The sequence below is a fragment of the Streptomyces taklimakanensis genome (assembly GCF_009709575.1).
Lineage (GTDB): Bacteria > Actinomycetota > Actinomycetes > Streptomycetales > Streptomycetaceae > Streptomyces > Streptomyces taklimakanensis.
Window position 1 is genome coordinate 1,977,138 of the sequence record NZ_WIXO01000001.1, and the last position, 25,234, is coordinate 2,002,371.

Below are 25,234 nucleotides of genomic sequence, written 5' to 3' on the forward strand. Positions count from 1 at the left end.
CCGGCTACGTGAGACGAGTCCCCCGCGGGAGCGATCGGTGAATGGAACCCACGACGGACCGGGCAGGGAGCCGGACGACGACCCGGGCTCGACCCCCCAGCCCGTCACGGACGGTGACCGGACCGCGGGTCCCACCCCCTCCCCTCCCCCGGGGACGTCCGCCGGTGCCCCCCTCGATCCGTCGGCCTTCCGCGCCGCCTTCGAGGCCGCCCAGGTGGCGATGGCGGTGATCGACGCCGAGGGGCGCGTCCTGGCCGCCAACCGGGCGCTGGAGAGGCTGCTGGGCTCCTCCGCCGCCGAACTCGCCGGCACACCCGTCACCTCCCTGGCCGGACTCGGCCTCGACGATCGGTCCCGCGACGCCTGTCGGGCCGTCCTGGAGGGCCGCAGCGAACTGATGAGCTGCACGCGCCGGCTCAAACAGGGGGACGGCCGCTCCGTGTGGGCCAGGGTCACCGTGGTGCCCACCGGGGAGGCGGGCGGTGGGCGGGCCGGTGCCGCCCTGCTGTCCGTCGCCGACGACAGCGAGCGGCACGACCTCCAGGAGCGGCTGCGCCACCTCCAGGTGCACGACCCCGTCACCCGGCTGCCCAACCGGGCCCTGTTCTTCGAACGGCTGTCGATCGCGCTCACCGAGTCCACCACCGGCCGGATCGGCCTGTGCTACCTGGATCTGGACGGCTTCAAGGCCGTCAACGACACCCTCGGACACCATGTGGGCGACCAGCTCCTGGGCGCGGTCGCCGAACGGCTGCGCCGGTGCGCCGAGCCGGGCGGGCACCTGGTGGCGCGGCTGGGCGGCGACGAGTTCGTCCTGCTGGCCGAGGCGTCCACCGGCACCCAGTCCCTGACCGAGCTGGCCCAGGAGGTGCTGGCCTCGGTCCAACGACCGTTCGACCTGTCCGGGCACCGGCTGGCGGTCTCCGCGAGCATCGGGGTGGTGGAGCGGCCCGCCACCGGGACCACCGCCACCGAACTGATGCAGGCCGCGGACACCACGCTCTACTGGGCCAAGGCCGACGGCAAGGCCCGCTGGACCCTCTTCGACCCGGAGCGCAACGCCCACCGCGTCACCCGCCAGGCGCTGTCCAGCACGCTGCGCCCCGCGCTGGAGCGCGGCGAGTTCGCCCTGGAGTACCAGCCGATCGTCTCCCTGCGCGACGACACGCTCGCCGGTGTGGAGGCCCTGGTGCGGTGGCGGCACCCCCGGTTCGGCACCCTCGGCCCCAACCGGTTCGTCGGCCTGGCCGAGGAGAACGGCGCCATCGTGCCGCTGGGCCGCTGGATCCTCGCCGAGTCGTGCCGCCAGGCGCGCCACTGGCAGCGGGAGCACCCGGAGCGGCCGCTGTACGTCAGCGTCAACGTGGCCGTGCGCCAGGTGTGGGACTCGGACCTGGTGGCCGACGTCGCCTCGATCCTGACGGAGACGGGACTGTCGCCGGGGCTGCTCCAACTGGAGCTGACCGAGTCGGCGGTGATGGGATCGGCCGGACGACCGTTGAAGGCGCTCCAGGCGCTCTCCGGGATGGGGGTGCGCATCGCGATCGACGACTTCGGCACCGGCTACTCCAACCTCGCCTACCTCAGCAGGCTCCCGGTGCGCGGGCTCAAGCTGGACGGAACGTTCGTCCGCGGGTTCCGCACCGCCCGTTCCCTCAACCCGGCGGACGAGACGATCGTCACCTCACTGGTCCGGCTCGCCCACGACCTGGGCCTGACGGTCACCGCCGAGTGCGTCGAGGGCCCGGCCCAGGCCGACCGGCTGCGGCGGATCGGCTGCGACACCGGCCAGGGGTGGCACTACTCCAAGCCGGTGTCGCCGGAGCGCATCAGTCAGTTGTTGGTGGCGGGCGGCAGGCCGTAGACGTCGGCGATCAGCCCGTAGCTGCGCAGCCGCGCCGCACCGCCGTGCGACTGCGAGGTGATCATCAGCTCGTCGGCGCCGGTGCGCTTCGCCAGGGCGTCCAGCCCGTCGCGGACCTCCTCGGGCGTGCCGTACACCACGTCGGCCAACCAGCCGCGCACGAAGTCGCGCTCCATCTCGCCCATGTTCCGCTCGTACTCCTCGGCCTCCTCGGGGGTGGGCACCAGCCCCGGGCGTCCGGTGCGCAGCCGCAGCATCGACAGGGCGCCGGTCATCACCTGGCGGTGTGCCTCCGCCTCCTCGTCCGCGGCCAGCGCCGAGACGCCGATCAGGGCGTACGGCTCGTCCAGTACCGCCGAGGGACGGAAGGACGAGCGGTACAGCTCCAGGGCGGGAAGGGTGTTGGCCGCCGAGAAGTGGTGCGCGAAGGCGAAGGGCAGCCCGAGGCTCCCGGCGAGCCGGGCGCTGAAGCCGGAGGAGCCCAGCAGCCACACCGGCGGCCGGTTCGCCGACTGCACCCCGCCGGGCACGCTGCCCTGGACGGGGCCGGGGACGGCGTGGATGCGGGAGTAGGGGTGCCCGTCGGGGAAGTCGTCGTCGAGGAAGCGGACCAGCTCGGCGAGCTGCCTCGGGAACTCGTCGGCCGCCTCGTGGGGACGGTCGGTGCGCCGCAGCGCGGCGGCCGTGGCGCCGTCGGTGCCGGGGGCGCGTCCCAGACCCAGATCGATCCGGCCGGGGGCGAGGGCCTCCAGGGTGCCGAACTGCTCGGCGATCACCAGGGGCGCGTGGTTGGGCAGCATCACCCCGCCCGAGCCGAGGCGTATGGCAGAGGTGTGCGCGGCCAGATGGGCCAGGATCACGGCGGGGGAGGAGCTGGCCACACCGGGCATGGAGTGGTGCTCGGCCACCCACAGTCGGTGGTAGCCGCGGCTCTCGGCGAGCCGGGCGAGCTCCGCGGAGGTGCGCAGGGCGTCGGAGGCGGTGCGGCCGGCGCCCACGGTGGCCAGGTCGAGCACGGACAGCGGTACGGGAGCGGTACCGCGGGCCGTGCCGCGCACCGGGTCGCCGTTCGCCGTGTCGTTCGCCGTGTGGTTCGCCGTGCCGGGATCGTTCGCCTGGTCCATCGCGGGCCGCCTCTCATGGTGCTTCTGCGTCGTCGCCCGCCGTACCGCGCCGCCGTGCGCGGCCGCGCGGCGGACGACGGAAGGAGACAGCCCCCGAAGCCCGTCCGTTATTCCCGCCACCGCCTCCGCGCCCGCGGCGGTGACCGGCGTCACCGAGCCGGGCGCCCCCGGTCACCCCCGGGTGAAGAGCGTGCCCAGGGCGGGGCAGACGACGGTGCGGTCCAACAGCCGCAGTCCCTCCCAGACGGTGACCTGGTTGGCGGTGAGGACCGGCTTGCCCAACTCCTCCTCCAGCTCGGGGATCCGATCGGCGGTGTGCAGGGCGGTGTCGGGCAGCAGCACGGCATCGGCGTCGGGGTGGTCGCCCGCCCGCGCCAGGGCGAGCACCTCCTCCCGTCCCCAGGTGCCGACCTCGGCCGCGGTGACGATCCCGGCGCCGCGCACCGAGACGATCTCGGCACCGGCCTCCTTGAGGAAGGCCCTGAAGTGCTCGGCCACGTCCTCGGGGTAGGTGGCGGCGACGGCCACCCGCGCCACGTCCAGGGCCCGCACCGCGCGGGCGAAGGCGAAGGAGGTGCTGGAGGCGGGGAGCCCGGCCCGTGCGGAGAGTTCGCGCACCTGCTCGTGCGCGCCCTCCCAGCCGAAGACGAAACTGGCACTGGTACAGGCCCACACCACCGCCTGCGCCCCCGACTCCCTCAACTCCCCCACCGCGGCGGCCAACCGGGCCACCGAGCCCATCTCCAGCAGGGCGTCCACGCGGTGCGCGTCCTCGCCGATGTCGGTGTGCACCAGCGGCAGTCGGACCGCCGCGCCCACCTCGCCGAGGATCGCCTCCAGCCTCGGGTACTCGTCCTCGGCCGAGTGGCCGGGGTAGAGGAAGCCGACCGTGTCCGTCATCCAGTCCTCCTGCTGCTGCGGTCGTTCCCGGGCCGTTCCCGGGACGTCGGGGCGTGCGGGCGGTGTGCGCGCACGAGCGTGTGCGCGTGCGCGGCGGGACGGGCGGGCCTCACAGGCCCGGCCGGCCGCCGGGATCGTCCGGGAAGGTCGGCGGTTCCAGCCCCTCGGCCCTCTCCACCGACTCGTACGCCGATCCCGCCAGGGCCGCCTCCGGTTCCGGTCCGAGCGGAGTGGGCTCCATGGCCGGGGTCGGCAGCGAGGGTGGTGCGGCCGGCGGCGCGGAGGAGAGCGGCGGCGCCGACATCGACGCCGGACCGCGGCGCGCCACCGCGTCCAGCAACGCCTGGTAGGGCCCCACCGCCTGCTTGCCGATGCGCCGCAGCGCGGACCAGACGGTGACCTGGTTGGCGGAGAGCACCGGCATCCGCAACTCCGCCTCCAACTGCGGGATCACGTCGTAGGTCGGCAGGTTGGTGCAACTGATGAAGAGGGCGTCGGGCGCGCCCACCACGGCCCGGCGGGCCATGTCGACCACGTCGCGGTACGGCACCCGCCAGATCTCCCGGGTCAGTCCGAGGTAGCTGCGGCCGGTGACCTCGATCCCGGCCTCGCCCAGGAACGTGCCCAACGCGTCCGTCACCGACCTGGTGTACGGGGTGACGACGGCGACCCGCCGCGCGTCGAGTTCCTCCAGCGCCTCCAACAGCGCGCCGGAGGTGGTGAGCGAGGGAGCCTCCCCGGCCAGTTCCATGGCCGCGCACATGGCCCGCTCCCCGGCGGCGCCGCCCACGAACGAACCGGACGTACAGGCGTACGCCACCACCTCGGGCGCCACGGCGCACAACGCCTGGACGGCCTCCCGCAGGGTCTGGTGCTCACTGACCAGCCGGGCCAGGTCCAGGCTCACCTCGACGGGGACGAACGGTGTCCGCGTCAGATGCAGGGAGACGTCGTCGGGCACCCATCGCCACAGTTCGCGATCGAGGGCGAAGTCGAAGGGAGCGACGACACCCACTCCGCGCTGCGGGTGTGGCCCACCGAGGAACGAGACATCCATGAGCACCCCTAAAAGAGGGTATGGGGCGGCCGAGGGCCGATGACGGGAAAACCGGCGGAAGCCGCCGGGACGCCGGGACAGATGCCTTCGTTGACGAAGGTAGTTACCGGTCCCTACCGTGGTCAATCCTTCCGCCGATTCGTACCTCCGAACGGTGTCCCGACGCCTTCGCGCGCGTAACTCCCATGCTTTCCGACCTTCGTTGATCCCTCGTTGCGAAACGGTTTCCCGCCCATGTCAGAAAACACCGATCCGCCCCGCCTCCTCGTCCTCGGCGGCGATCCGGACGCCCCCGGGGACGTTCCCCCGCCGGACCTCGACCGACTCGCCGGCCGCGCCCGGGTGCGGTACGTCGACGAGAAGTCGCTGGCGGATTCGCTGCCGACCGCCGACGCCCTCCTGGTATGGGACTTCGCCTCCGACGCCGTGCGCCACGCCTGGCCGGGGCCGGGACCGCGGCCGGGCTGGGTGCACACCGCCAGCGCCGGTGTGGACCGGCTGCTGGCCTGTCCGGAACTCGTCGCCTCGGACACCGTGATCACCAATGCGCGGGGGATCTTCGACCAGCCGATCGCCGAATACACCGCCGGCCTCGTCCTGGCTTTGGCCAAAGATTTTCACGGAAGCTGGGAATTGCAACGTCAACGCCGCTGGCGGCACCGGGAGACCGTGCGGATCTCCGGGACTCACGCGATTGTCGTAGGTTCGGGTCCGATCGGCCGGGCAATCGGCAGAACTCTTCTGGCACTCGGTGTCGAGGTCGAACTGGTGGGCCGCCGGGAACGGGACGACGATCCGGAATTCGAAAAGGTGCACGCCGCCGACTCGCTCCACGACCTGCTGCCCACCGCCGACTGGGTGGTGTGCGCGGCGCCCCTCACCCCGCGGACCGCCGGGATGTTCGACGCCGCCGCGTTCTCCCGGATGAGGCGCGGAGCCCGTTTCGTCAACGTCGGACGCGGCGCGCACGTGGTGCAGGAGGACCTGGTGCGGGCGCTGCTCTCCCGACACCTGGGGGGCGCGGCGCTGGACGTCTTCGCGGACGAGCCGCTGCCCGCCGACAGCCCGTTGTGGGACGTCCCCGGCCTGCTGGTCTCCCCGCACATGAGCGGCGACACCGTCGGCTGGCGCGACGACCTCGCCCGACAGTTCCGCGAGAACTTCGACCGCTGGGCGGCCGGCGAGCCGCTCCTCAACGTCGTCGACAAACAGCTCGGTTACGTCCCGGACAGGAGCGCACGATGACCGATCCCACCACCCTGACCGCGGCCCGGCTCGTGGCGGGGTACGCCCGCGGGGAGTTCACGCCCGTGGAGGTGGTCCGCGCCGTACTGGAGCGGACCGAGGAGATCCAGCCGCTGGTGAACGCCTTCGTGCGGATCGACGCCGAGGAGGCGACGCGGCAGGCCGCCGAGTCGGCCGAACGGTGGCGGCGCGGGGAGCCGGCCGGCCTGCTGGACGGGGTGCCGGTGTCGGTGAAGGACATCCTGCTGCTGCGCGGCGGCCCGACGCTGCGCGGTTCCCGCACCGTCCGTACCGACGGGCCGTGGGACGAGGACGCCCCGGCGGTGGCCCGGCTGCGCGAGCACGGCGCGGTGTTCACCGGCAAGACGACCACCCCGGAGTTCGGCTGGAAGGGCGTCACCGACAGCCCGCGGCACGGCGCGACGGGCAATCCGTACGATCCGTCGCTCACCGCGGGCGGCTCCAGCGGTGGCAGCGCGGCGGCGGTGGCCCTGGGAGCCGGACCGCTGAGCCTGGGCACCGACGGCGGGGGGTCGGTGCGCATCCCCGCCTCCTTCTGCGGGATCTTCGCGCTGAAGCCGACCTACGGACGGGTGCCGCTGTACCCGGCCAGTGCCTACGGGACGCTCGCGCACGTCGGCCCGATGACGCGCGACGCACGGGACGCGGCGCTGCTGATGGACGTGATCACCGGTCCCGACGCCCGGGACTGGTCGCAGTTGGGGCCGGTGCCGGGCAGCTTCCGCGACGGGCTGGACGAGGGGGTCGCGGGGCTGCGGGTGGCGTACTCGCCCGACCTCGGCGGCCGGGTGACGGTCGACCCCGAGGTCGCGGCGGCGGTGCGGCGGGCCGTGGAGGCGCTGGAGAAGCTGGGCGCGCGCGTGGAGGAGGCGGATCCGGGACTGCCCGACGCGGTGGAGTCCTTCCACACCCTGTGGTTCAGCGGCGCCGCCCGCGTCACCCAGCACCTGGACGACGAGCGGCGGGCGCTGCTGGACCCGGGCCTGCGGGAGGTCTGCGACCAGGGCGCGTCCTACAGTGCCCTGGACTACCTGGCGGCGGTGGACGTGCGGATGGCGATGGGCCGGCTCGCGGGCGTCTTCCACACCCGGTACGACCTGCTGGTCACCCCGACGCTGCCGATCACCGCCTTCGAGCTGGGGGGCGAGGTCCCGCCGGGCTCGCCGTACGCCCGCTGGACGGGATGGACCCCGTTCACCCACCCCTTCAACATGACCCAGCAGCCGGCCGCGTCGGTGCCCTGCGGGGTGGACGGCCGCGGGCTGCCGGTGGGCGTGCAACTGGTGGGCGCGCGGCACGCCGACGCGCTGGTGCTGCGCGCGGCGCACGCGCTGTACGGGGCGGGGGTCGCCGACGTCCCGCCGCCCCGGCCGCTCGCGGACGGTGCCTCCGGGGGCCCGGGGCCCGAGCCGGGGCCCGAGCCGGGGCCCGACGCGGCCCCGGGCCCGGACCCCGGCCCCGGGCTCAGGCCCTGCGGAAGGTGAGGGTCTCGCCCAGGGCTCCGGCCCGCCACAGGTCCTGGCAGGCGTCGGCCATCCGGTCCAGCCCGTCCACGACCGAGCCCCAGACGATCCCGGGCACCCACCCGGCGTCCCCGTTGATCAACAGGTTGTTGCGCTCGTAGAACAGCGCCAGGTCCACCACCGTCTTCCTCCCCCGGTGCCCGGCGTCGTCCTCGTAGCCGTACGAGGCGGTGCCGAGCTGGGTGTCGGTGAAGGTGAAGTAGCACAGGTCGCCCGGGATGGGCGTGATCGTGGGGTTCTCCAGCGGCGGCTCGTCGGGCGCGAACGCCGGCAGGAGCGTGTAGATCTCGTTGCGCGCGTACTTGGCGTGGTAGACGTCCCCGCCCAGCGGAAGGGCGTTCCACACCGCGTCGCAGGTGACGGGCGCGCGGTCGTCGAGGAGCTTCGCGGTGCAGCGCACTCCCCTCTTGTCGAGTGAAACTTCGATGAAACGGTCTGTCATTTCGCCTCCTGTCCGTTGATTTCCCCGTCAATACTGACGCAGTGGTCACGCTGTGCGGTCAACCCCGCAACAGCCACATCAAGGGCCGGAAACGACTGGCATATTTTCCGAGAAGCGGGGTAGTGGCGCGCCCATGGCTCCACCACAAAGGAACGAGAGAGAAAAAACGGACATCCACGAGAGTCCCAGTAATCGGAACAGATCCTTCGGGGGAATAAGCCGCCGCTCGCTGCTGGCGGGCCTGGGCGCCGTCGGCGCCGCGGGCGTGATGGGCGCGGCGGCCGGGTGCAGCCGGGTGCCGGAGGTCGGCGAGGGCCACGAGAGCCTGCTGAAACGGCTGAGGGGACAGGGCACCGTCCGCGTGGGGATCGCGGGCGAGGTGCCCTACGGCTACATCAACAAGCAGGGCGAGTTGACCGGTGAGGCTCCGGAGATCGCGAAGGTCATCTTCAAGCGGCTGGGGGTGGAGAACGTCGTCCCGGTGCCGACCGAGTTCGGCTCGCTGATCCCGGGACTGCGCTCGCAGCAGTTCGATGTGGTCTCCGCGGGCATGTACATCACACCGGAGCGGTGCGAGCAGGTGATCTTCTCGGATCCCGAATACGTCATGCTCGACGCCTTCATCGTCCGCAAGGGCAATCCGAAGGGCCTGTACACCTACCAGGACATCGTCGAGAAGAACGCCAGAATGGCGAGCGGCACCGCGTACGCCGAGATCGACTACGCGGTGGCCAACGGCGTCCCGCGCGACGACATCCTCATCCTCCCCGACCAGGTCGCCGGTCTGGCGGCCGTCGAGCAGGGCCGCGTGGACGTGTTCGCCGGCACCTCCCTGACCGTCCGCCAGGTGGTCGAGGGCAGCAACCGGGCCGAGGCCACCGAGCCCTTCCAGCCCGTCGTGGACGGCGAGCCCGCGGTCGGCGCGGGCGGCTTCGCCTTCCGGCCCACCTCCACGGACCTGCGCGACGCCTTCAACCGGGAGCTGCGCAAGCTCAAGCAGAGCGGTGAGCTGCTGGAGATCGTCAAGCCCTTCGGTTTCACCGAGGACGAGATGACCGACCTGACCGCGAAGGAGCTGTGCGCCTCATGACCTGGGCCCTGTGGGAGTCCTACATGCTGCCCGGCATCTGGATCACCATCCAGGTGACGGTCTACGGCGCGGCGCTGGCCGCCGCCGTCTCCTTCGCCGTCGGCATCATGCGGAGCTCGGACCTGTGGATCGTGCGCTTCCTGTCGGGTGCCTACTTCGAGATCTTCCGCGGCGCGTCGGCGCTGGTCTTCATGTTCTGGTTGTTCTTCGCGCTGCCGATCGCCTTCGGCTGGCAGCTCGTCCCCATGTGGGCGGGTGTGCTGGCGCTGGGTCTGACCTACGGGGCGTACGGCTCGGAGGTCGTGCGCGGGGCGCTGGCGGCGGTCTCCCCCGCCCAGCGCGAGGCCGGCATCGCCCTGAGCTTCACCCGCTGGCAGCGGCTGCGGCGCATCGAGCTGCCGCAGGCGTGGCCGGAGATGGTCCCGCCCTTCAACAACCTCTCCATCGAGCTGCTGAAGGGCACCGCGCTGGTCTCGGTGATCAGCGTCGCCGACATGACCTTCGCGGCCAACCTCATCCGGTTCACCACCAATGAGAGCGCCCCGATCTACACGCTCCTGCTGCTGATGTACTTCGTGCTCGCCTTCGTCATCACCCGCGGCATGCGGCTGCTGGAGCGGAAGGCCAAGGCCGGCATCGGGCAGGCGCCGCCGCGCGGCGGCCTGCTGGGCGGGCTGCGCGCACGGACGACGACCGCCGACCCCGTCACCGGGACGGCGACCATCACGGGGGGCGACAAGTGAACTGGGACTGGGACGTCGTCTCGGACTTCATGCCGCGCTTCTGGGACGGGGTGCTCGTCACCCTCCAGGCGCTGGTGCTGGGGTCCCTGCTGGCCTTCTCCCTCGGACTGGTGTGGGCCATCGCGCAGCGGTCCGACAAGGCCTGGATCCGGATGCCGGTGACCGCGGTCACCGAGTTCGTCCGCAACACCCCGCTGCTGGTGCAGCTGTTCTTCCTCTTCTACGTGGTCCCCGAGTGGGGACCGGCGATGACCCCGCTGATGACGGGTGTGATCGGCCTCGGCCTGCACTACTCGACGTACACCGCCGAGGTCTACCGGGCCGGCATCGACGGCGTGCCCAAGGGACAGTGGGAGGCGGCCACCGCCCTCAGCCTGCCGCCGGTGCGCACCTGGACGGCCGTGATCCTGCCGCAGGCGATCCGCCGCGTGGTGCCCGCGCTGGGCAACTACGTGATCGCCATGCTGAAGGACTCGCCGCTGATCGCGATCATCGGCGCCCTGGAGATGCTCGGCGAGGCCCGCGCCTACGGCGCCGAGACCTTCCGCCTCCTGGAGCCGATCACCGTCGTCGGCATCGCCTTCATCGTCATCGCCTACCCGGCTTCCCTCCTCATCCGAGCCCTGGAGCGTCGTCTTGCCCGCTGACACCACACCCGAGAAGGCCACCGGAAACACCGCCGCGGACGGTCGCGAGCTGATTCGCTTCGACAAGGTCACCAAGCGCTTCGGCGACCACGTCGTGCTGGACCAGTTGGAGTTCAACGTGTCCGCGGGCAAGCACGTCACCCTCATCGGCCCCTCCGGATCGGGCAAGACCACGATCCTGCGGCTGTTGATGACGCTGCTGAAGCCCGACGAGGGCACCATCACCGTCGACGGCGACTACCTCACCCACGAGGAGAGGGGCGGCCGGCTCGTCCCGGCGGGCGAGAAGCACGTCCGCGAGGTGCGCAAGAAGATCGGCATGGTCTTCCAGCAGTTCAACCTCTTCCCCAACATGAAGGTGCTGCGGAACATCACCGAGGCGCCCGTCCACGTGCTGGGGATGAGCAAGGACGAGGCCGACCAGCGGGCCCGCGAGCTGCTGGAGCTGGTCGGGCTGACCGAGCACCTCGACAAGTACCCCACGCAGCTCTCCGGCGGTCAGCAGCAGCGCGTGGCCATCGCCCGCGCGCTGGCCATGCGCCCCAAGGTGCTGCTGCTGGACGAGGTCACCTCGGCGCTCGACCCCGAGCTGGTGGCCGGCGTGCTGGACGTCCTGCGGGACATCGCGCACACCACCGACATCACCATGCTGGTCGTGACCCACGAGATGAACTTCGCCCGCGACATCTCCGACGACGTGCTGATGTTCAACGAGGGCAAGGTGATCGAGTCCGGCCCGCCGGAGAAGATCTTCAACGACCCGGACCACGAGCGCACCAGGGAGTTCCTGAGCGCGATCCTGTGATCCCGCGACCGTGCCGGCCGTGGCCCCCGTCGGGGCCACGGCCGGCGCGCGTGGTCAAGGGCGCTCCCCGGAGCGGGTAGTATGGTTCCGGACAGCGCGCCCCACGAGCTTCTCGCGGGCCGCTGCCGACCAGGCGCCGCTAGCTCAGTTGGTTAGAGCAGCTGACTCTTAATCAGCGGGTCCGGGGTTCGAGTCCCTGGCGGCGCACCGGAAACGGAAGGCCCCTCGCCGGCGCGAGGGGCCTCCGTCGCGTCCGGGTGCCTCCGGGACGCGTCAGCTCCGGGTGTCGCGGCCGGCGTCCGCCGCCGGGGTGTTCCCGAACTTGTCGACGGCCTGGTAGTAGACCCAGGCCGTGCTGTCGCAGGACGTCCTGGTCGCGCCGCTGTAGCGGGCGCACACCCGCTTGAGGTCCGCGTGGAAGGCGTCGTCCAGGCGCGCCTTGTTGGCGCTGAAGGCCCCCATGGCCTTGTAGTTGCGGTAGCCGAAGTCGTGGCGGGCGCAGGCGGTGCCGAAGGGGAAGCCGAAGGGGTTGTCGGGCGAGGTGCTGCAGTAGTCGGTGGACCAGTCGAAGCCGTAGGCGCTCCAGGCCGACTGGTTGTTTCTCGCCGAGAGCCAGGCGTTGTAACTGCTCGCGCTGGTCTGGGTCCAACTGCCGAGGACCCGGGACTTGTCGGCGGGAGCCGAGGCGGCGGGGCCCGCCGACACCAGCACGGCGGGCAGGGCCAGGGAACCGACAATCATGGACACGACAAATCGACGGCGCACGGGAACCTCCGATGGGGGCCCGCCGGAACGGCGGGACGGCGATCTTGGCGATCCTTTCGGCGGGGATATCGCCCACGCCCCGGAGCCCCATGCACGGCGCCGGCCGCATGGCCGGTTCCTCTCCTCCGTTGGCCGAATCTTTTCCATGAACATGACAGACGGATGACGCCTGTCCGGACGGAAGGGACCGAAAGGGGCGGCCCCGTCGGGGCCGCCCCTTCCTCACTCGGCGCGGCTCAGAACTTCACGTCGGAGCAGGCGTAGAAGGCGTTGGCCGTGTCGTGGACGTTCCAGACGCCCAGGATCAGGTGCCTGCCGGACTTGTTGGTCGGGACGCTGCCCTGGTGGCTCTCGGTGGAGGAGGGCTGGCGGCCGCCCATGTGCACCGTCATGAAGGGGTAGGGCTCCAGGTCGGCCCGGGTGAGCGGCTTGGTCGGGTCCCAGCCGTTCTTGGTGATGTAGTAACGGAAGTCGGTGGTGCTGTGCCGCGCCGTCATCTTCCAGGTGAAGGTGAAGCCCTGGCCGGGGGTGAGGTTCGTGGTGGGCCAGTTGCCGCCGCGCGGGTCGTCCAGTTGTGCGAAGCGGGAGTTGCCGCCCGAGCAGATCCGTCCGTCGGCCGGCCCGGCGGCCGGGAAGCCCTTGGGCCCCTCGACGCTCTGCGGCTCCCACTGGATCCCGCCGCAGTTCGAGACGGTCCCGTTGGCGCAGTGCGCCTGCCGGCTGGTGGGCGACTGGGTGTAGCCGTGGCTCTGGGCGCTGCCGCCGGTGGCGAGCACGGTCGTCGCGGCCACACCGAGACCGAGCAGCGCGGTGGTGATCTTCTTGCGCATCCTTCACTCCTGGACATGGGGGGTTCCTGAGGATCCGCGGGGAGGCGGCACAGGAGGGGGTTGCGGTTTGCGGTCTAGACCAAGGTGACCGTAACCCTTCCTTCTAGTCATGTCCAGACCAATGGAACACTCGCTTCACCCACCCCGAGTCCCTGGAGGACTCGACGACTTCGGCGTTGGGCATGTCGTTTCCCTCGACCCACGCCCGAGCCCCTCCCTCGGTACGGCCCCCCGCGAGCTGCCGCTCCACCAGCCGCCGACGACGCTCGTCCGCGTCGGCGTCCACGTACCACAGCTCGTCGATCCACTCCCGCGCCGCGGACCAGCCGGGCAGGTCGCAGGCCAGGTAGTTCCCCTCGGTCACCACCAGCCGGACCCCGGGGCCGACCACGTGCCGGGCCGCGACGGGCTCGTCCAGGCTCCGGTCGAAGTCGGGCACGTAGACGTCGTGGCCGGGCCGGTCCGCCAGGCGCCGCAGCAGGGCGGCGTACCCGTGGACGTCGAAAGTGGGCGGCGACCCCTTCCGGGAGACCAGCCCGAGCCGGTCCAACTGGGCGTTCGACAGGTGGAAGCCGTCCAGCGGCACGTACGCGGCGGCGTCGGGGCCGTGCCGTCGCCGCAGCTCGTCCACCAGCACGCGGGCCAGGGTGGACTTCCCCGCTCCGGGTGGACCGGCCAGACCGAGCACGGCCCGCGCCCTCCCCCCTTCGCCCTCCACCAGTCGCCACGCCAGATCCATCAACTCACCGGTACGCATGGCGGGAACCTAGCGCCCCGTCCCCACCCGTCCTGTTCGCCCCGTCCCCCCCGGCGACCGTGGACAGAGCACCGCCCGACGTCGGGTATGCTGGTCACAGCAGGCGGGCATGATTCTCCGCGCCTCGGCGCGGAGCGATGTCCCTGCGGGCGCCGCTAGCTCAGTTGGTTAGAGCAGCTGACTCTTAATCAGCGGGTCCGGGGTTCGAGTCCCTGGCGGCGTACCTCTCCGATCGGGCCCACCGCGTGTGCGGTGGGCCCGATCGCGTTCCGCCGGGAACGGCCGCCGGCCGCGGCGGTCCGCGCGAGGTCAGTCGATGCCGCGGCAGATGTGCTGTTCGCCCTCGTCCTCGTCGCCGTCCCCCGCCAGACGCAACAGCGGCGGCAGCAGGAGCGGCAGCCCCTCGTGCAGCCGCGCTGTGGCGGGCCTGTCCTCGGCTTCCGGTTCAGCTGTGTCATACATGGCGGAACGACAGCCTCCGTGTCCTGGGGTCTCGGCGTCCGGGTACCGCGCCCCCGGACGTTCAATCCCCGGCGCTCCCCTCCGGTCACCGGTATCGTCCCGGATTCACCCGTGCGGACACCCGGCGGGCGCGGCGCAACGGTTCGCCCCTCCCGGGCGCCCGGTCCTCACGCGGGCCGGACACCGGTGAGGTAGGCCGACACCACCAGGTTGGCGGTGTAGGAGCCGTCCTCCCGGTCGAACTCCCCGGTACAGGTGATCAGGCGCAGTTCGGCACGCCCGGGGCGACGGGGTCCGTAGACCTCGTCCGGGTCGAAGCCCTCGCGCTCGGCGGTGGCGACCTCCTCGACGGTGAACTCCGCGACCGTGCCGTCCGCGCGCGCCACCCGGACCCGGTCGTCGGGGCGCACGGAGGGCAGGCGGTGGAAGACCGCCGTCCCGGTGTCGGTGTCCAGATGACCCACCAGCACCGCCACGCCCTCGGCGCCGGGCGCGGCGCCGTCCTCGTACCAGCCGACCAGGTCGGGCTCCGTCATCGGCGGTGGCTCGACCGCGCCGTGGCCGTCCAGCCCGCGCGCCACGACCCGGGCGTCGACGCCCGCGGCCTCGACCTCCACGCGTCGGGGTTCGGACCCGGGCAGCGGCTCCCGGGCCGGCGGGAGCGCCCGGCCCATCCCCGCCCCGCCGCGCGCCGATCCGTCGGGCGGGACGGCGGACACGGCGGGGGGCGCGGGGGACGGGGCGGGGGTGGGGTCGGTCAGCTCACGCCCCCACCACCACACCCCCAGCAGCAGCACCGTCCACACCACCAGGGCGACCAGGCGTCCTCCGGCGCTCGTGCGCGGTTCCCGCGCCAGGACGTCGTCGTACACGGTTCTCGCCTCCGCGGCGGCCCGGGTCAGCCGTCGCCGCCGTCGGTGCCCTCGGCGGCGCGGCGGCGTTGGAGCACGGCCCTGCGGACGGCGATCAGGGTGACGGTGCCCGCCAGACCGAGGCCCAGGGCGGTGTGGAGGGCGCCCGGTCCGGCATCCGAGGTGTCCTCGGCGCTCCCCGCTCCGGCGCCGCCGGGCGCCTCCCCGGCGGCGCCACCGCCTCCTGCGGGGACGGGAGCGACGGGGCTCTCGGCCGGTCCGGTGGGCGGAAGGGTGCCGTGGGCGGAGGGGTGGTCCTCCCCGTGCGGCGGGGGCGGGGGAGAACCGGAGCCCGACGCTCCGCGGTGGACGGTCACCCGGCCGGTGACCCGGACCCCCGCGCACTCCACGGTGATCCCGTGGTCCTTCTCCTCGGCGTCCGACCGGACGACCGCCTCGCCGCGCAGCCCTCCGCCGGGCGCCGGGGACAACAACGCGTCGGTGACGAACGCCTCCGACCGGGCGGTCACCACCGCGCCCCCACAGGACGGCAGCCGCAGTTCGATCTCGGCGCCGGGACGGGCCCGCGCGGGCGTCACCCGCAGCTCGACCTCCGCGTCGGTCCCCCTCGCACCGCCCTCCGCCGTCCGGGCGTCGGCCGAACGGGAGGGTCCGGCGCCGGGGTCCGGGCTCGGGACGGCCGCCGCGGGAGCGGCGGACAGGACCGCGGCCAGGACGGTGAGCGCCACCGTGCGGACGCGCGGAGCGGGTCGTGCGGTGCGGAAGATGCCCATGTCGAACCTCCGGGTCGGTACTCCCGAAGATCCGCCGCCCCGTCCCCGGGCGCATCCCGGCACCGCGGGACACTGCTCCGTTCGGGCGCCCGCCGCCCGTGGCCGGGCGGCCTCAGACCCGCTCGACCAGGTCCGCGATCGAGTCGACGACCGTCGAGGGGCGGAAGGGGAAGCGGTCGACGTCGGCCGGGCGCGTCAGCCCGGTGAGGACGAGGAAGGTCTCCATCCCCGCCTCCAGCCCGGCCAGCACGTCGGTGTCCATCCGGTCGCCGATCATCGCGCTGGTCTCGGAGTGGGCCCCTATGACGTTGAGCCCGGCGCGCATCATCAACGGGTTGGGCTTGCCGACGAAGTACGGTTCGCGCCCGGTGGCCTTGGTGATCAGCGCCGCGACCGAGCCGGTGGCGGGCAGCGCTCCCTCGGTGGAAGGGCCGGTCTCGTCGGGGTTGGTGGCGATGAACCGCGCGCCCCCGTTGATCAGCCGGATCGCCTTGGTGAGGGCCTCGAAGCTGTAGGTGCGGGTCTCGCCGAGGACCACGTAGTCCGGGTCGGTGTCGGTGAGGATGTACCCGATGTCGTGGAGGGCGGTGGTCAGTCCCGCCTCGCCGATGACGTACGCGGTGCCGTTCGGGCGCTGCTCCTCCAGGAACCGGGCGGTGGCCAGGGCGGAGGTCCAGATGTTCTCGACCGGGATCTCCAACCCCATGCGCCTGAGGCGGGCGTGCAGGTCACGGGGCGTGTAGATCGAGTTGTTCGTCAGCACCAGGAACGGCCTGCCCGACTCCCTCAACCGCTTGATGAAGGCGTCGGCCCCCGGGATCGGCACGCCCTCGTGGACGAGGACCCCGTCCATGTCGGTGAGCCACGACTCGATCGGCTTGCGCTCCGCCATTCGTCACTCCTGATCGTCGTACGCACTGCGCCTGTGCGGGTACGGCTGTGGGTGCGGCGGCACCGCGCCGTGCTGCGCCGACGGCCCCAGCCTAGCCACTGGCCGCCCCTCGGGGACCCCTCCATGGTCGACTTCCCTGTTCGAGCCGGCCGAAGACCGGGGCCAGGACCAGATGCGCGGCGCCGTCCGCGACCAGTCGGTCGCCGTCGGGTGCCACCGAGACCGGTACGGCACGGCCGTCGGTGCGCGCGGCCCGTTCGGCGAGGACGGCCGCGACGCCCGCGCGGTACGGCTCGGGATCGGCCAGCACGGTGCGGCCGCCGAGCACCACACGGTCGACGTCCAACAGCCCGGCCAGGCCCGCGGCGCCGGTGCCCAGGACGCGGGCCGCCCCGGCGGCGTCGCCCCGCGCGACGGCGGCCAGGCACAGCGCCTCCAGACAGCCGCGGCCGCCGCAGCCGCACCTCGGACCGCCGTCGAGCTGGACGACCTGGTGGCCGAACTCCCCGGCACCGGTGCGCGCCCCCCGGTACAGCCTCCCGCCCAGGACGAGTCCGGCGCCCAGGCCGGTGCCCAGGTGCAGATAGGCGAACGAGTCACCGGCGGAGCCGCTCGCGTCGCCCGGGCCGCCCGTACCGCTCGTGCCGCCGCTCCCGGCGCGCAGGGCGAGCCCGAGCGCGGCCGCGTTGGTGTCCTTGTCCAGCGCGACCGGAAGCCCGAGGCGCCCGGCGAGGGCGTCCCTCAGCGGCCGGCCGTTCCACTGGGGGAACCCGGTGACCCTGCCCAGCACCCCCGTGTGGTGGTCCAGGGGACCGGGGCAGGCCACTCCCACGCCCAACACCCCCGCTGCGGCGCCCCCGACTCCGGGGGCTCCCGACGCGACCGGCGCGACCGGCGCGTGCGGGAGGGGGCGGGACAGGGGGCGCGGGAGGGGCAGCGCGCGCACCGCGTCCACCGCCGCGTCCAGGGCACGTTCGGGGGGCGCGCCCAGGTCGAAGGGGACCCGGTGGACGGCGACCGGACCGCCGAGCAGGTCCAGCAGGACGGCGGTGAGCTCGTCGCGTTCCAGGTGGAGTCCCACCGCGTGGCGGGCGTCGCGCACCAGCCGCCACACCGTGCGCGGCTTGCCCCCCGTCGAGGGGCGCCGGCCGGCCTCGGCCACCAGACCCGCGTCCCGCAGCCGAGCGGTGATCTTGCTGACGGCCTGCGGGGTCAGCCCCGTGCCCTCGGCCAGCTCCGGTCGGCTCGCGCCCGTCTCTCCCGCGGCGCGCAGCAGGTCCAGGACGAGAGCGGCGTTGTGGCCGCGCAGGGCGGGCAGGTTCACGGCGCCGGACAGTCCGGTGCGGGACGCGGGGCGGTCGCCGGGGCAGTCGTGGGTCACCCCGCCATTGTGGCGCCCGCTTGCGCTTACGCAACACTGTTGCCAAAGTGGGCGCCATGGACGTCGATCCCACCGCCGCCCCGGCGGCCCCCGCCACCACCCGCCCGCTGCGCGTCGGACTGCTCGGCTACGGCCTGGCCGGCGCCGTCTTCCACGCCCCGCTGATCGCCGCCACCGACGGCCTGGTCCTGGACACCGTCGTCACCTCCGACCCCGAACGGCAGCGGCAGGCCCGCGCCGAACACGGCGAGGAGCTGCGCACCGTCGCGGACGCCGACGGGCTGTTCGCGCGCGCCGGGGAGCTGGACCTGGTGGTCGTCGCCTCCCCCAACCGCACCCACGTCGAGCTGGCCCGCCGTGCCCTGGAGGCGGGTCTGCCGGTCGTCGTCGACAAGCCGTTGGCGGCCACGGCAGCCGAGGCCGAGGCGCTGGCCGACCTCGCCGAACGCCGCGGGCTGCTGCTGTCGGTGTTCCAGAACCGCCGTTGGGACAGCGACTTCCTCACCCTGCGCGGTCTGCTGGCCGAGGACGCGCTGGGCGAGGTGTGGCGCTTCGAGTCCCGCTTCGAACGGTGGCGGCCGAAGCTCAAGGGCGGCTGGCGCGAGTCCGGCGACCCGAGCGAGCTCGGCGGCCTCCTGTACGACCTGGGCAGCCATGTGGTGGACCAGGCACTCGTCCTCTTCGGGCCGGTGACCTCCGTCTACGCCGAGTCCGACGTCCGCCGCCCCGGCGCCGCGACCGACGACGACACCTTCGTCGCCCTCCACCACGCCTCGGGCACCCGCTCGCACCTGTGGGTGAGTTCCACCGCCGCCGCCCTCGGCCCCCGGATGCGGGTCCTGGGCAGCCGGGCGGCCTACGTCAAGTACGGCCTGGATCCACAGGAGGACGCTCTGCGCGCGGGCGCCCGCCCCCGGCCGGGCGAGCCCTGGGGCGAGGAACCGGAGTCGGCCTGGGGCGTGCTCGGCGCGGACACGTCGGCCTCCCCGGCGGGGCCGGGACAGGAAGCGGAGCCTGTGCCCTCCCGCCCCGGCGACTACCCGGCCTACTACGCCGCCGTCGCCGCCGCCCTGCGCGAGGGGGGCGAGCCCCCGGTCGGCGCGCGGGAGGCGGCCGAGGCGCTGCGGGTGCTGGAGGCGGCACGCACCTCGGCGGCCGAAGGGCGCACCGTCCGCCTGGGGTGAGCCGGGCGGTGCGCCAGGCGGTGCGCCGATGGGCACGGGTCGATCACCGACGGGTACCCGCGGCCTCCGCCCCGGCCAGCGCGGCGACCAGCCGCGGGCCGATCCCCGCCAGGTGCTCGTCCCGCAGCATCCGGTGGTGCCGCGCGCGAACGCGGTGGACCGTGATCGGCCCGTCGACGTACGGCCGCCACGCCTCGGGGCCGGGCGCCGACCGCCGGGACGGGGCGGGCCCGGGGTGTTCCGCGGCGAACAGCAGCAGTTCGCCGCGGAACACCCCGGGCGTGAAGCGGGCGGCCAGTTCGATGTCGTTGCGCACGATGGCCTCCAACGGACAGGGCCCCTCCCCCGCCACGGGCCGCAGCAACCGGACGGGCAGCCCCGTCACCCGTGCGAGCTCGGCGGGCGACGGCAGCGCGTCGGCGCCTTCCTCGGCGCCCACCGGGGCCGTGCGCCCCGCCCTGGAGGGCTCCGCCCCCGAGAGCGCCGTCACACCGTCCGCCGGGCTGCCCACCAGCGCGCGCAACCAGTCGTCCCGTCCGGGACCGGACGGGACTCCCCGTCCGGGGTAGCCGTCAAGCACGGCCAGAGTGGCGACCCGTTCCCCGTCGTCCTGGAGCCGCGTGGCGACGGCGTGCGCCAGCAGTCCGCCGAAGGACCAGCCGAGCAGGTGGTACGGGCCCCGGCGGCGCACCGAGCGGATCAGCTCCGCGTAGTGGTCGGCCACCTCCTTCACCCCGGTGGGCAGCGCCTCCGGGGCCGTCAGCGCGCGGGCCTGGAGGGCGTGGACGGGGCGGTCCTCCTCCACGTGCCGCAACAGGCCGCCGTAGACCCAGCCGATGCCACCGCTGGGCGGGAGACAGAACAGCGGCGGCAGGCCGCCGCGGCCACGCAACGGCAGCAGGGGGGCCAGACCGCCGCGCGTCGCCCCGCCTTCCCCGCCGCCTTCCCCGCCGCCGGCGGTGCCCGTCGCGCGGGCCAGGCGTTCCGCCAGCCGTGCCGGGGTGGGCGCCCGGAACAGGTCGCGCAGGGTGATCTCCGCGTCGAGCGCCGCACGGACGCGGGCGGCCAGCCGGGAGGCGAGCAGCGAGTGACCGCCGAGCCGGAAGAAGTCGTCGTCGGCGGTGACCCCGGGGACGCCCAGGACCTCGCCGAACAGTGCGCACAGCGTCCGCTCGGCGGCGGTGCGGGGCGCCCGCCCGCCGGGAGCCGCCCGGACCGCGGGCGCGGGCAGCGCACCGCGGTCCGGCTTGCCGTTGGGCCCCAGCGGCAGCGCGTCGAGGACGACGAACGCGGACGGCACCAGGTGCTCGGGCAGGGCGCGCGCCAGCGCCTCGCGCGCCTCCTCCTCGTCCGGCGGTCCGCCCTCGCCCCCGACGAGGTAGCCGACCAGCCGCGGCTCCCCCGAGGCGTCGGCGCGGACGGCGGCCGCCGCGTCCATCACCCCGGGCAGGGCGCGCAGCGCCGACTCCACCTCACCGGGCTCGACGCGGACGCCGCGCAGCTTCACCTGGCCGTCGACGCGACCGACGTGCTCCAAAGTCCCGTCCGGCCGGCGGCGCGCCAGGTCCCCGGTGCGGTACATGCGTTCACCGGGCGGTCCGTAGGGGTCGGCGACGAACCGGTCCGCGGTCGCCGCGGGCCGCCCCAGATAGCCGTGGGCGAGCTGGGCACCGGCGACGTACAGCTCGCCGGTGGCACCGGGCGGACACGGCCGCAGCGCCGGGTCCAGGACGTACAGCCGGGTGTTCCACACCGGCCGGCCGATGGGCACCGGCCCGGTGTCGCCCGGCCCGCACGGATGGTGGGCGACGTCGACGGCGGTCTCGGTGGGCCCGTAGAGGTTGTGCAGGGCCACCCCCGGCAGCACCGCGTGGAACAGCTCGACCGTCTCGCGCGGCAGCGGTTCCCCACCGCAGAACACCTGTCGCAGGGTGCCGGCGCACCGCGCGGCGCCGTCGGGATCGGTGAGGAAGGCCCGCAGCACCGACGGCACGAACTGTGCCGTGGTGACGCGCCCGTCGCGGATGGCGCGCCCCAGCCGGGCCGGTTCCCGGTGGGCGCCGGGCTCGGCCAACACCAGGGTCGCGCCGCAGGTCAGCGGCCAGAAGAACTCCGGTACGGAGGCGTCGAACCCGACGGGGGTCTTCTGCAGCAGCCGGTCGTCACCGGTGAGGCGGTAGGTGTCCCGCATCCACAACAGGCAGTTGACGATCGCCCGGTGGGGGACGACCACGCCCTTGGGCCGCCCGGTGGAGCCGGAGGTGTGGATGACGTAGGCCGCGTCCTGCGGCCGCGGACCGGGCGGAAGCGCGGACGGGGCCCCCTCCCCGGGCCGTGGTCGGGCGACGCGCGCACGCACCCGCGGGTCGTCCAGCAACAGCCGGCGCGCGCCCGCGCCGGGCGCCGCGGCCGACGGCAGCTTCGCCACGGTGTCCGTCCGGCCGACCAGGAGCGCGGGGGCGGCGTCCGCCGACACCAGTGCCAGGCGCTCGGCGGGGTGGTCGGCGTCCAGCGGGAGGTAGGCGGCGCCGGTCCTCAGCACGGCCAGCAGGGCCACGACGAGGTCGACGGAGCGGGGCACGGCGACGGCCACCGTCCGCCCGGGGCCGGCTCCGTGTTCGGCCAACAGACGGGCCAGGCGCGCGGAGGCGCCGTCCAGCTCCGCGTAGTCGAGGCGGGCGCCGTCGCCGTCCACCACCGCCTCGCGACCGGGGGTGCGGGCGGCCTGGGCGGCGAACATCTCCGGCAGTGTGGTGGCGGGCGTCCGCCGCGCGGTGCGGTTGCCCTCCCGCAGTTCGCGGTGCCGCTCGGCCGCGGTCGTCAGTTCGACGTCGGCCACCGTCCGGCCCGGCGCGGGGCCGGTGACGTCGGCGTCGGCGTCGGCGTCGGCGTCGGCGTCGGCGTCGGCGTCGGCGTCGGCGAGGAAACGCAGCACCCGCTCGAAGCGGCGGCCGTGCGCGGCCAGGCACTCCTCGGAGTAGAGGTCGGCGTTGGCGTTGAGGTCCACGCGGATGCCGGTGCCGTCGGACCGGTCGTACGCCATCACCGACAGGTCGTCGACCAGCCCGTTGGAGATGTTGTGCGCGGTGACGCGGTGCCCGGCGAAGGCGATGTCGTAGTCGAAGGACATGATGTTGACGTGTGGACCGAGGTGGCTTCGGCCCCCGTCGGGCAGGTCCAGCGCCCGCACCAGGTCGGAGCGGCGGTAGCGCTGGTGCCGCAGCGCCTGCCGCACCTCCCGCGAGACCCGCCGCGCCAGTTCCCGCACCGTCAGGTGCGGGGTGACCGCCACGCGCAGCGGCAGCACGTTGGCGAACATGCCGGGCACGGTGCGCAGGGCGGCGTCGGTGCGGGCCGCCACCGGCAGGGTCAGCACCACGTCCCGGGCCCCGGTCATCCGGTGGAGGTAGCCGGCCGTCGCGGCGATCACCAGTACCGACCAGTGGGTTCCGGCCCGGCGCGCGGCCCGACGCAGCGACACCGCCTCCTCCTCGGGCAGCAGCAGGGTGCGGCGCCGTACGGCCGAGGGTTCGCCCACCGGGCGGCCGGCGAGCCGGGCCGGCTCGGGACGGTCGGCGAAGCGCTCCGTCCAGTGGGCGCGGTCGGCCTCGAACGCCTCGGACGCGCGGTAGGCCGCGTCCCGCTCCAACATCAGCCGCAGCGGGCCGAGCCGGGTCCCGCCGCCGGTTCCCGCACCGTCCGCCGCACCGCCCGCCGCTGCGTCCGCCACCCCCGTCATCGCCGCGGTGTACAGCTCGGCGGCGCGCCGCGCCACCAGGGCGCCGCCCGCCGCGTCCGAGACGATGTGGTGCGCGCTGTGGAACCAGGCGTACCGCCGCGGGCCCAGCCGGAACAGGGCGTAGGAGAACAGCGGCGCGCGCCCCAGGTCGATCGGGCGGGCCAGGATCCGGCGCATCCGGCTCTCCGCCGCCGCCCGCGGGTCCGCCTCGGCGCCGACGTCCACGACGGGGAACTCCCAGTCGGTCACCGGATGGTGGATCTGCGCCACCTCCCCGCCCGACTCGACGAACCGCACGTTGAACGGCTCGGCCTCCGCCACCGCCCGGCGCACCGCGGCCTCGAACGCCTCCGGATCGACGGGGCCGTGGATCTCCAGGTACTCGGCGATCCGGAAGCCCGGCCCGCCCGGGTTCAACTGCTCGCTGAACCAGATCTCGCGCTGGGCGGCCGACAGGGGAAGGCGGGTGCCCCGTACGTCTGACTGCAAGGTAGCCCCTCGTGCTCTCGTCCGTGAGTGGGACGGCCGGCCGCGGGCCCTGTCCGTCGCGCCCGCCGCGTCCGCCGGTTCTCCCGGTTCAACGCGGCGGCGCGGCTCCGCGGAACGCGCCGTCCCCCGAGGGGGGTAGGGTCAACCGCCCAGCACGTGGGCCACGGTGTGGATCGCCAGCCCCGCCAGGGCGCCCACCACCGTGCCGTTGATGCGGATGAACTGCAGGTCCCGGCCGATGTGGGCCTCGATCTTGCGGGAGGTGTGCTCGGCGTCCCAGCTCTCGACCGTCTCGGTGATCAGGGACGTGATCTCGTGCCGGTAGGTGGTGACCACGTGCGCCGCCGCTCCCTCGACCCAGCCGTCCACCTTGCCCCGCAGGCCGCCGTCCGCCGACAGTCGCGCGCCCAGCGAGAGCACCGAGGAACGCACCCTCAGCCGCAGTTCGCTGCGCTCGTCCTCGGCCGCCGCCACCACCATGGCCCGCACCGACGACCACGCCGAGGCGATCAGGTCCTGCACCTCGTCACGGGCCAGCACCTCCGACTTCAGCCGCTCCACCCGCGCCCGGGTCTCGTCGTCGGAGCGCAGGTCGACGGCGAAGTCCCGCAGGAAGCGGTCCAGCGCCTCGCGCGCCGGGTGGTCGGGCATGTCCCGCATCTCGCCGACGAAGCGCAGCAGTTCCTTGTAGACGCGCTCGCCGACCCTGCGGTCCACGAAGCGCGGCGTCCAGCCGGGGGCGCCCCCGGCCACCGCCTCCATCACCGAGTCGCTGTGCCACACCAGCCAGTCGTGGGCCCGGGCGCACACCAGGTCCACCGCCCGGCGGTGGCCGCCGTCGGCGACGATCCGTTCCAGCATCCGCCCCAGGCTCGGCGCCACCTCCCGGGCCTGGGCGCGGCGGGTGATCGCCTCGCCGACCACCGCCTGCACATCGGCGTCCCGCAGCACGGTCAGGGCGCCGCGCAGCGCGGTGGACAGTTCCGCCGTCAGCCGGTCGGCGCTCTCGGGCCGGGCCAGCCAGGCGCCCAGCCGGTCGCCGATGCCCACCGCCCGCAGCCGCCTCCGCACGACCTCCTCCGACAGGAAGTTGTCGCCGACGAAGTCGCCCAGGCTGCGCCCCAGTTGGTCCTTCTTGGTGGGGATGATCGCGGTGTGCGGGATCGGCAGGCCCATCGGCCGCTTGAACAGCGCGGTCACCGCGAACCAGTCGGCCAGCGCGCCCACCATGCCGGCCTCGGCGGCCGCCGCGACATAGCCCGCCCAGGCGCCCGCCCCCGACCTCTCCGCCCAGGTCGCCAGCGCGAACACCAGCGCCGCCAGCAGCAGCGCCCCCGTGGCGATGGCCTTCATGCGGCGCACGCCGCGCTGCTTCTCCTCGTCGGCGGCCGTGAAGGCCGACGGATCGAAGGCGGGCCGCGTCCCGCTCGCCCGCCCCTTCCGCCGTTCCCGGGGTCCGCCCCCGGGGACGCCGTCCGTCGGGGTGCCGTCGTGCGATGTCGTTCGTTCCATCAGCTCCACCCGTTCGCGCCTTCCCCGTCCGCATTGTCGCAAGGGTCGGTCGCGGGACGTGGACGACGCCCCACCGCCCCGTCCCACGGGTCGTCATCGATCGCGTAACGGGTGGGG

22 protein-coding genes and 2 tRNA genes are annotated in these 25,234 nt (G+C 73.8%); 10 read left to right on the forward strand and 14 right to left on the reverse strand.

Annotated features, from left to right (window positions below; genetic code table 11):
• The first annotated feature begins 37 nt into the window (after positions 1 to 37).
• Positions 38 to 1,864: an EAL domain-containing protein gene (locus F0L17_RS08615; protein ID WP_162465971.1), complete on the forward strand. Its 1,827-nt coding sequence runs from the start codon at positions 38 to 40 to the stop codon at positions 1,862 to 1,864.
• Here the strand turns inward: F0L17_RS08615 and F0L17_RS08620 are convergent.
• From F0L17_RS08620 to F0L17_RS08630, 3 genes are all read right to left on the reverse strand, one after another.
• Positions 1,834 to 2,988 carry an LLM class flavin-dependent oxidoreductase gene (locus F0L17_RS08620; protein ID WP_155070605.1) on the reverse strand — a complete coding sequence of 385 codons (1,155 nt, stop codon included), beginning with the start codon at positions 2,986 to 2,988 and terminating at the stop codon, positions 1,834 to 1,836. The genes F0L17_RS08615 and F0L17_RS08620 overlap by 31 nt on opposite strands.
• A gap of 171 nt (positions 2,989 to 3,159) precedes the next feature.
• Positions 3,160 to 3,888, reverse strand: a complete 729-nt coding sequence (locus F0L17_RS08625) for a maleate cis-trans isomerase family protein (protein WP_155070606.1) — start codon at positions 3,886 to 3,888, stop codon at positions 3,160 to 3,162.
• A 109-nt stretch (positions 3,889 to 3,997) separates the two neighbouring features.
• Positions 3,998 to 4,945 (reverse strand): maleate cis-trans isomerase family protein, encoded by a 948-nt coding sequence (locus F0L17_RS08630; RefSeq protein WP_155070607.1) that lies wholly within the window; start codon positions 4,943 to 4,945, stop codon positions 3,998 to 4,000.
• 234 nt (positions 4,946 to 5,179) lie between these two features.
• On the opposite strand from F0L17_RS08630, the gene F0L17_RS08635 reads away from it, so the two are divergent.
• Together F0L17_RS08635 and F0L17_RS08640 are read left to right on the forward strand one after the other, a co-directional pair.
• Complete coding sequence (locus F0L17_RS08635; RefSeq protein ID WP_155070608.1) at positions 5,180 to 6,190, forward strand: D-2-hydroxyacid dehydrogenase; 1,011 nt, start codon at positions 5,180 to 5,182, stop codon at positions 6,188 to 6,190.
• Positions 6,187 to 7,695, forward strand: coding sequence for an amidase (locus F0L17_RS08640; protein WP_155070609.1), 1,509 nt, complete (start codon positions 6,187 to 6,189; stop codon positions 7,693 to 7,695). Before F0L17_RS08635 ends, F0L17_RS08640 begins: the two co-directional genes overlap by 4 nt.
• On the opposite strand, the gene F0L17_RS08645 is transcribed toward F0L17_RS08640, so the two are convergent.
• Positions 7,676 to 8,176, reverse strand: coding sequence for a DUF3830 family protein (locus tag F0L17_RS08645; RefSeq protein ID WP_155070610.1), 501 nt, complete (start codon positions 8,174 to 8,176; stop codon positions 7,676 to 7,678). The two genes, F0L17_RS08640 and F0L17_RS08645, sit on opposite strands and share 20 nt — an antisense overlap.
• A gap of 133 nt (positions 8,177 to 8,309) precedes the next feature.
• Here F0L17_RS08645 and ehuB point away from each other — a divergent pair, with 133 nt between their 5' ends.
• The 5 genes from ehuB (at position 8,310) to F0L17_RS08670 (ending at position 11,668) form a co-directional block, all read left to right on the forward strand.
• Positions 8,310 to 9,266 (forward strand): ectoine/hydroxyectoine ABC transporter substrate-binding protein EhuB, encoded by a 957-nt coding sequence (gene ehuB, locus F0L17_RS08650; RefSeq protein WP_155070611.1) that lies wholly within the window; start codon positions 8,310 to 8,312, stop codon positions 9,264 to 9,266.
• Complete coding sequence (gene ehuC, locus F0L17_RS08655) at positions 9,263 to 10,009, forward strand: ectoine/hydroxyectoine ABC transporter permease subunit EhuC (protein WP_155070612.1); 747 nt, start codon at positions 9,263 to 9,265, stop codon at positions 10,007 to 10,009. The genes ehuB and ehuC overlap by 4 nt, the downstream gene beginning before the upstream one ends.
• A complete protein-coding gene (gene ehuD / locus F0L17_RS08660; RefSeq protein ID WP_162465972.1) occupies positions 10,006 to 10,656 on the forward strand; it encodes an ectoine/hydroxyectoine ABC transporter permease subunit EhuD in 651 nt (216 codons plus the stop codon). The genes ehuC and ehuD overlap by 4 nt, the downstream gene beginning before the upstream one ends.
• Complete coding sequence (gene ehuA, locus F0L17_RS08665) at positions 10,646 to 11,461, forward strand: ectoine/hydroxyectoine ABC transporter ATP-binding protein EhuA (RefSeq protein ID WP_155070613.1); 816 nt, start codon at positions 10,646 to 10,648, stop codon at positions 11,459 to 11,461. The genes ehuD and ehuA overlap by 11 nt, the downstream gene beginning before the upstream one ends.
• A gap of 133 nt (positions 11,462 to 11,594) precedes the next feature.
• Positions 11,595 to 11,668, forward strand: a tRNA-Lys gene (locus F0L17_RS08670).
• Positions 11,669 to 11,734: 66 nt separating this feature from the next.
• On the opposite strand, the gene F0L17_RS08675 is transcribed toward F0L17_RS08670, so the two are convergent.
• The 3 genes from F0L17_RS08675 to F0L17_RS08685 form a co-directional block, all read right to left on the reverse strand.
• The gene (locus tag F0L17_RS08675; RefSeq protein ID WP_338018010.1) at positions 11,735 to 12,226 is read right to left on the reverse strand and encodes a phospholipase; all 492 of its coding nucleotides are present in this window, start codon (positions 12,224 to 12,226) and stop codon (positions 11,735 to 11,737) included.
• Positions 12,227 to 12,462: 236 nt separating this feature from the next.
• A complete protein-coding gene (locus tag F0L17_RS08680; RefSeq protein WP_155070615.1) occupies positions 12,463 to 13,056 on the reverse strand; it encodes a lytic polysaccharide monooxygenase auxiliary activity family 9 protein in 594 nt (197 codons plus the stop codon).
• Between the two features lie 103 nt (positions 13,057 to 13,159).
• Positions 13,160 to 13,813, reverse strand: a complete 654-nt coding sequence (locus tag F0L17_RS08685) for a nucleoside/nucleotide kinase family protein (protein ID WP_155070616.1) — start codon at positions 13,811 to 13,813, stop codon at positions 13,160 to 13,162.
• Between the two features lie 149 nt (positions 13,814 to 13,962).
• Between F0L17_RS08685 and F0L17_RS08690 the strand changes: the two genes are divergently transcribed.
• Positions 13,963 to 14,036: transfer RNA gene (locus F0L17_RS08690), tRNA-Lys, on the forward strand.
• 86 nt (positions 14,037 to 14,122) lie between these two features.
• Here the strand turns inward: F0L17_RS08690 and F0L17_RS08695 are convergent.
• The 5 genes from F0L17_RS08695 to F0L17_RS08715 form a co-directional block, all read right to left on the reverse strand.
• Complete coding sequence (locus tag F0L17_RS08695) at positions 14,123 to 14,275, reverse strand: hypothetical protein (protein WP_155070617.1); 153 nt, start codon at positions 14,273 to 14,275, stop codon at positions 14,123 to 14,125.
• A 167-nt stretch (positions 14,276 to 14,442) separates the two neighbouring features.
• Positions 14,443 to 15,147 carry a class F sortase gene (locus F0L17_RS08700; protein ID WP_338018011.1) on the reverse strand — a complete coding sequence of 235 codons (705 nt, stop codon included), beginning with the start codon at positions 15,145 to 15,147 and terminating at the stop codon, positions 14,443 to 14,445.
• Between the two features lie 26 nt (positions 15,148 to 15,173).
• On the reverse strand, positions 15,174 to 15,920 hold the full coding sequence (locus F0L17_RS08705) for a hypothetical protein (RefSeq protein ID WP_155070618.1): 747 nt from the start codon (positions 15,918 to 15,920) through the stop codon (positions 15,174 to 15,176).
• A gap of 112 nt (positions 15,921 to 16,032) precedes the next feature.
• Entirely contained in the window at positions 16,033 to 16,812 is a 780-nt protein-coding gene (locus F0L17_RS08710; protein ID WP_155070619.1) for an HAD-IIA family hydrolase, read from the reverse strand.
• Positions 16,813 to 16,903: 91 nt separating this feature from the next.
• Complete coding sequence (locus F0L17_RS08715; protein WP_420802400.1) at positions 16,904 to 18,193, reverse strand: ROK family protein; 1,290 nt, start codon at positions 18,191 to 18,193, stop codon at positions 16,904 to 16,906.
• Between the two features lie 56 nt (positions 18,194 to 18,249).
• Here F0L17_RS08715 and F0L17_RS08720 point away from each other — a divergent pair, with 56 nt between their 5' ends.
• Entirely contained in the window at positions 18,250 to 19,377 is a 1,128-nt protein-coding gene (locus F0L17_RS08720) for a Gfo/Idh/MocA family oxidoreductase (RefSeq protein WP_155070620.1), read from the forward strand.
• Between the two features lie 43 nt (positions 19,378 to 19,420).
• Here the strand turns inward: F0L17_RS08720 and F0L17_RS08725 are convergent, their stop codons facing one another.
• On the reverse strand, positions 19,421 to 23,605 hold the full coding sequence (locus F0L17_RS08725; protein WP_155070621.1) for a non-ribosomal peptide synthetase: 4,185 nt from the start codon (positions 23,603 to 23,605) through the stop codon (positions 19,421 to 19,423).
• A 141-nt stretch (positions 23,606 to 23,746) separates the two neighbouring features.
• Positions 23,747 to 25,117, reverse strand: coding sequence for a DUF445 domain-containing protein (locus F0L17_RS08730; protein WP_155070622.1), 1,371 nt, complete (start codon positions 25,115 to 25,117; stop codon positions 23,747 to 23,749).
• Positions 25,118 to 25,234: the final 117 nt, after the last annotated feature.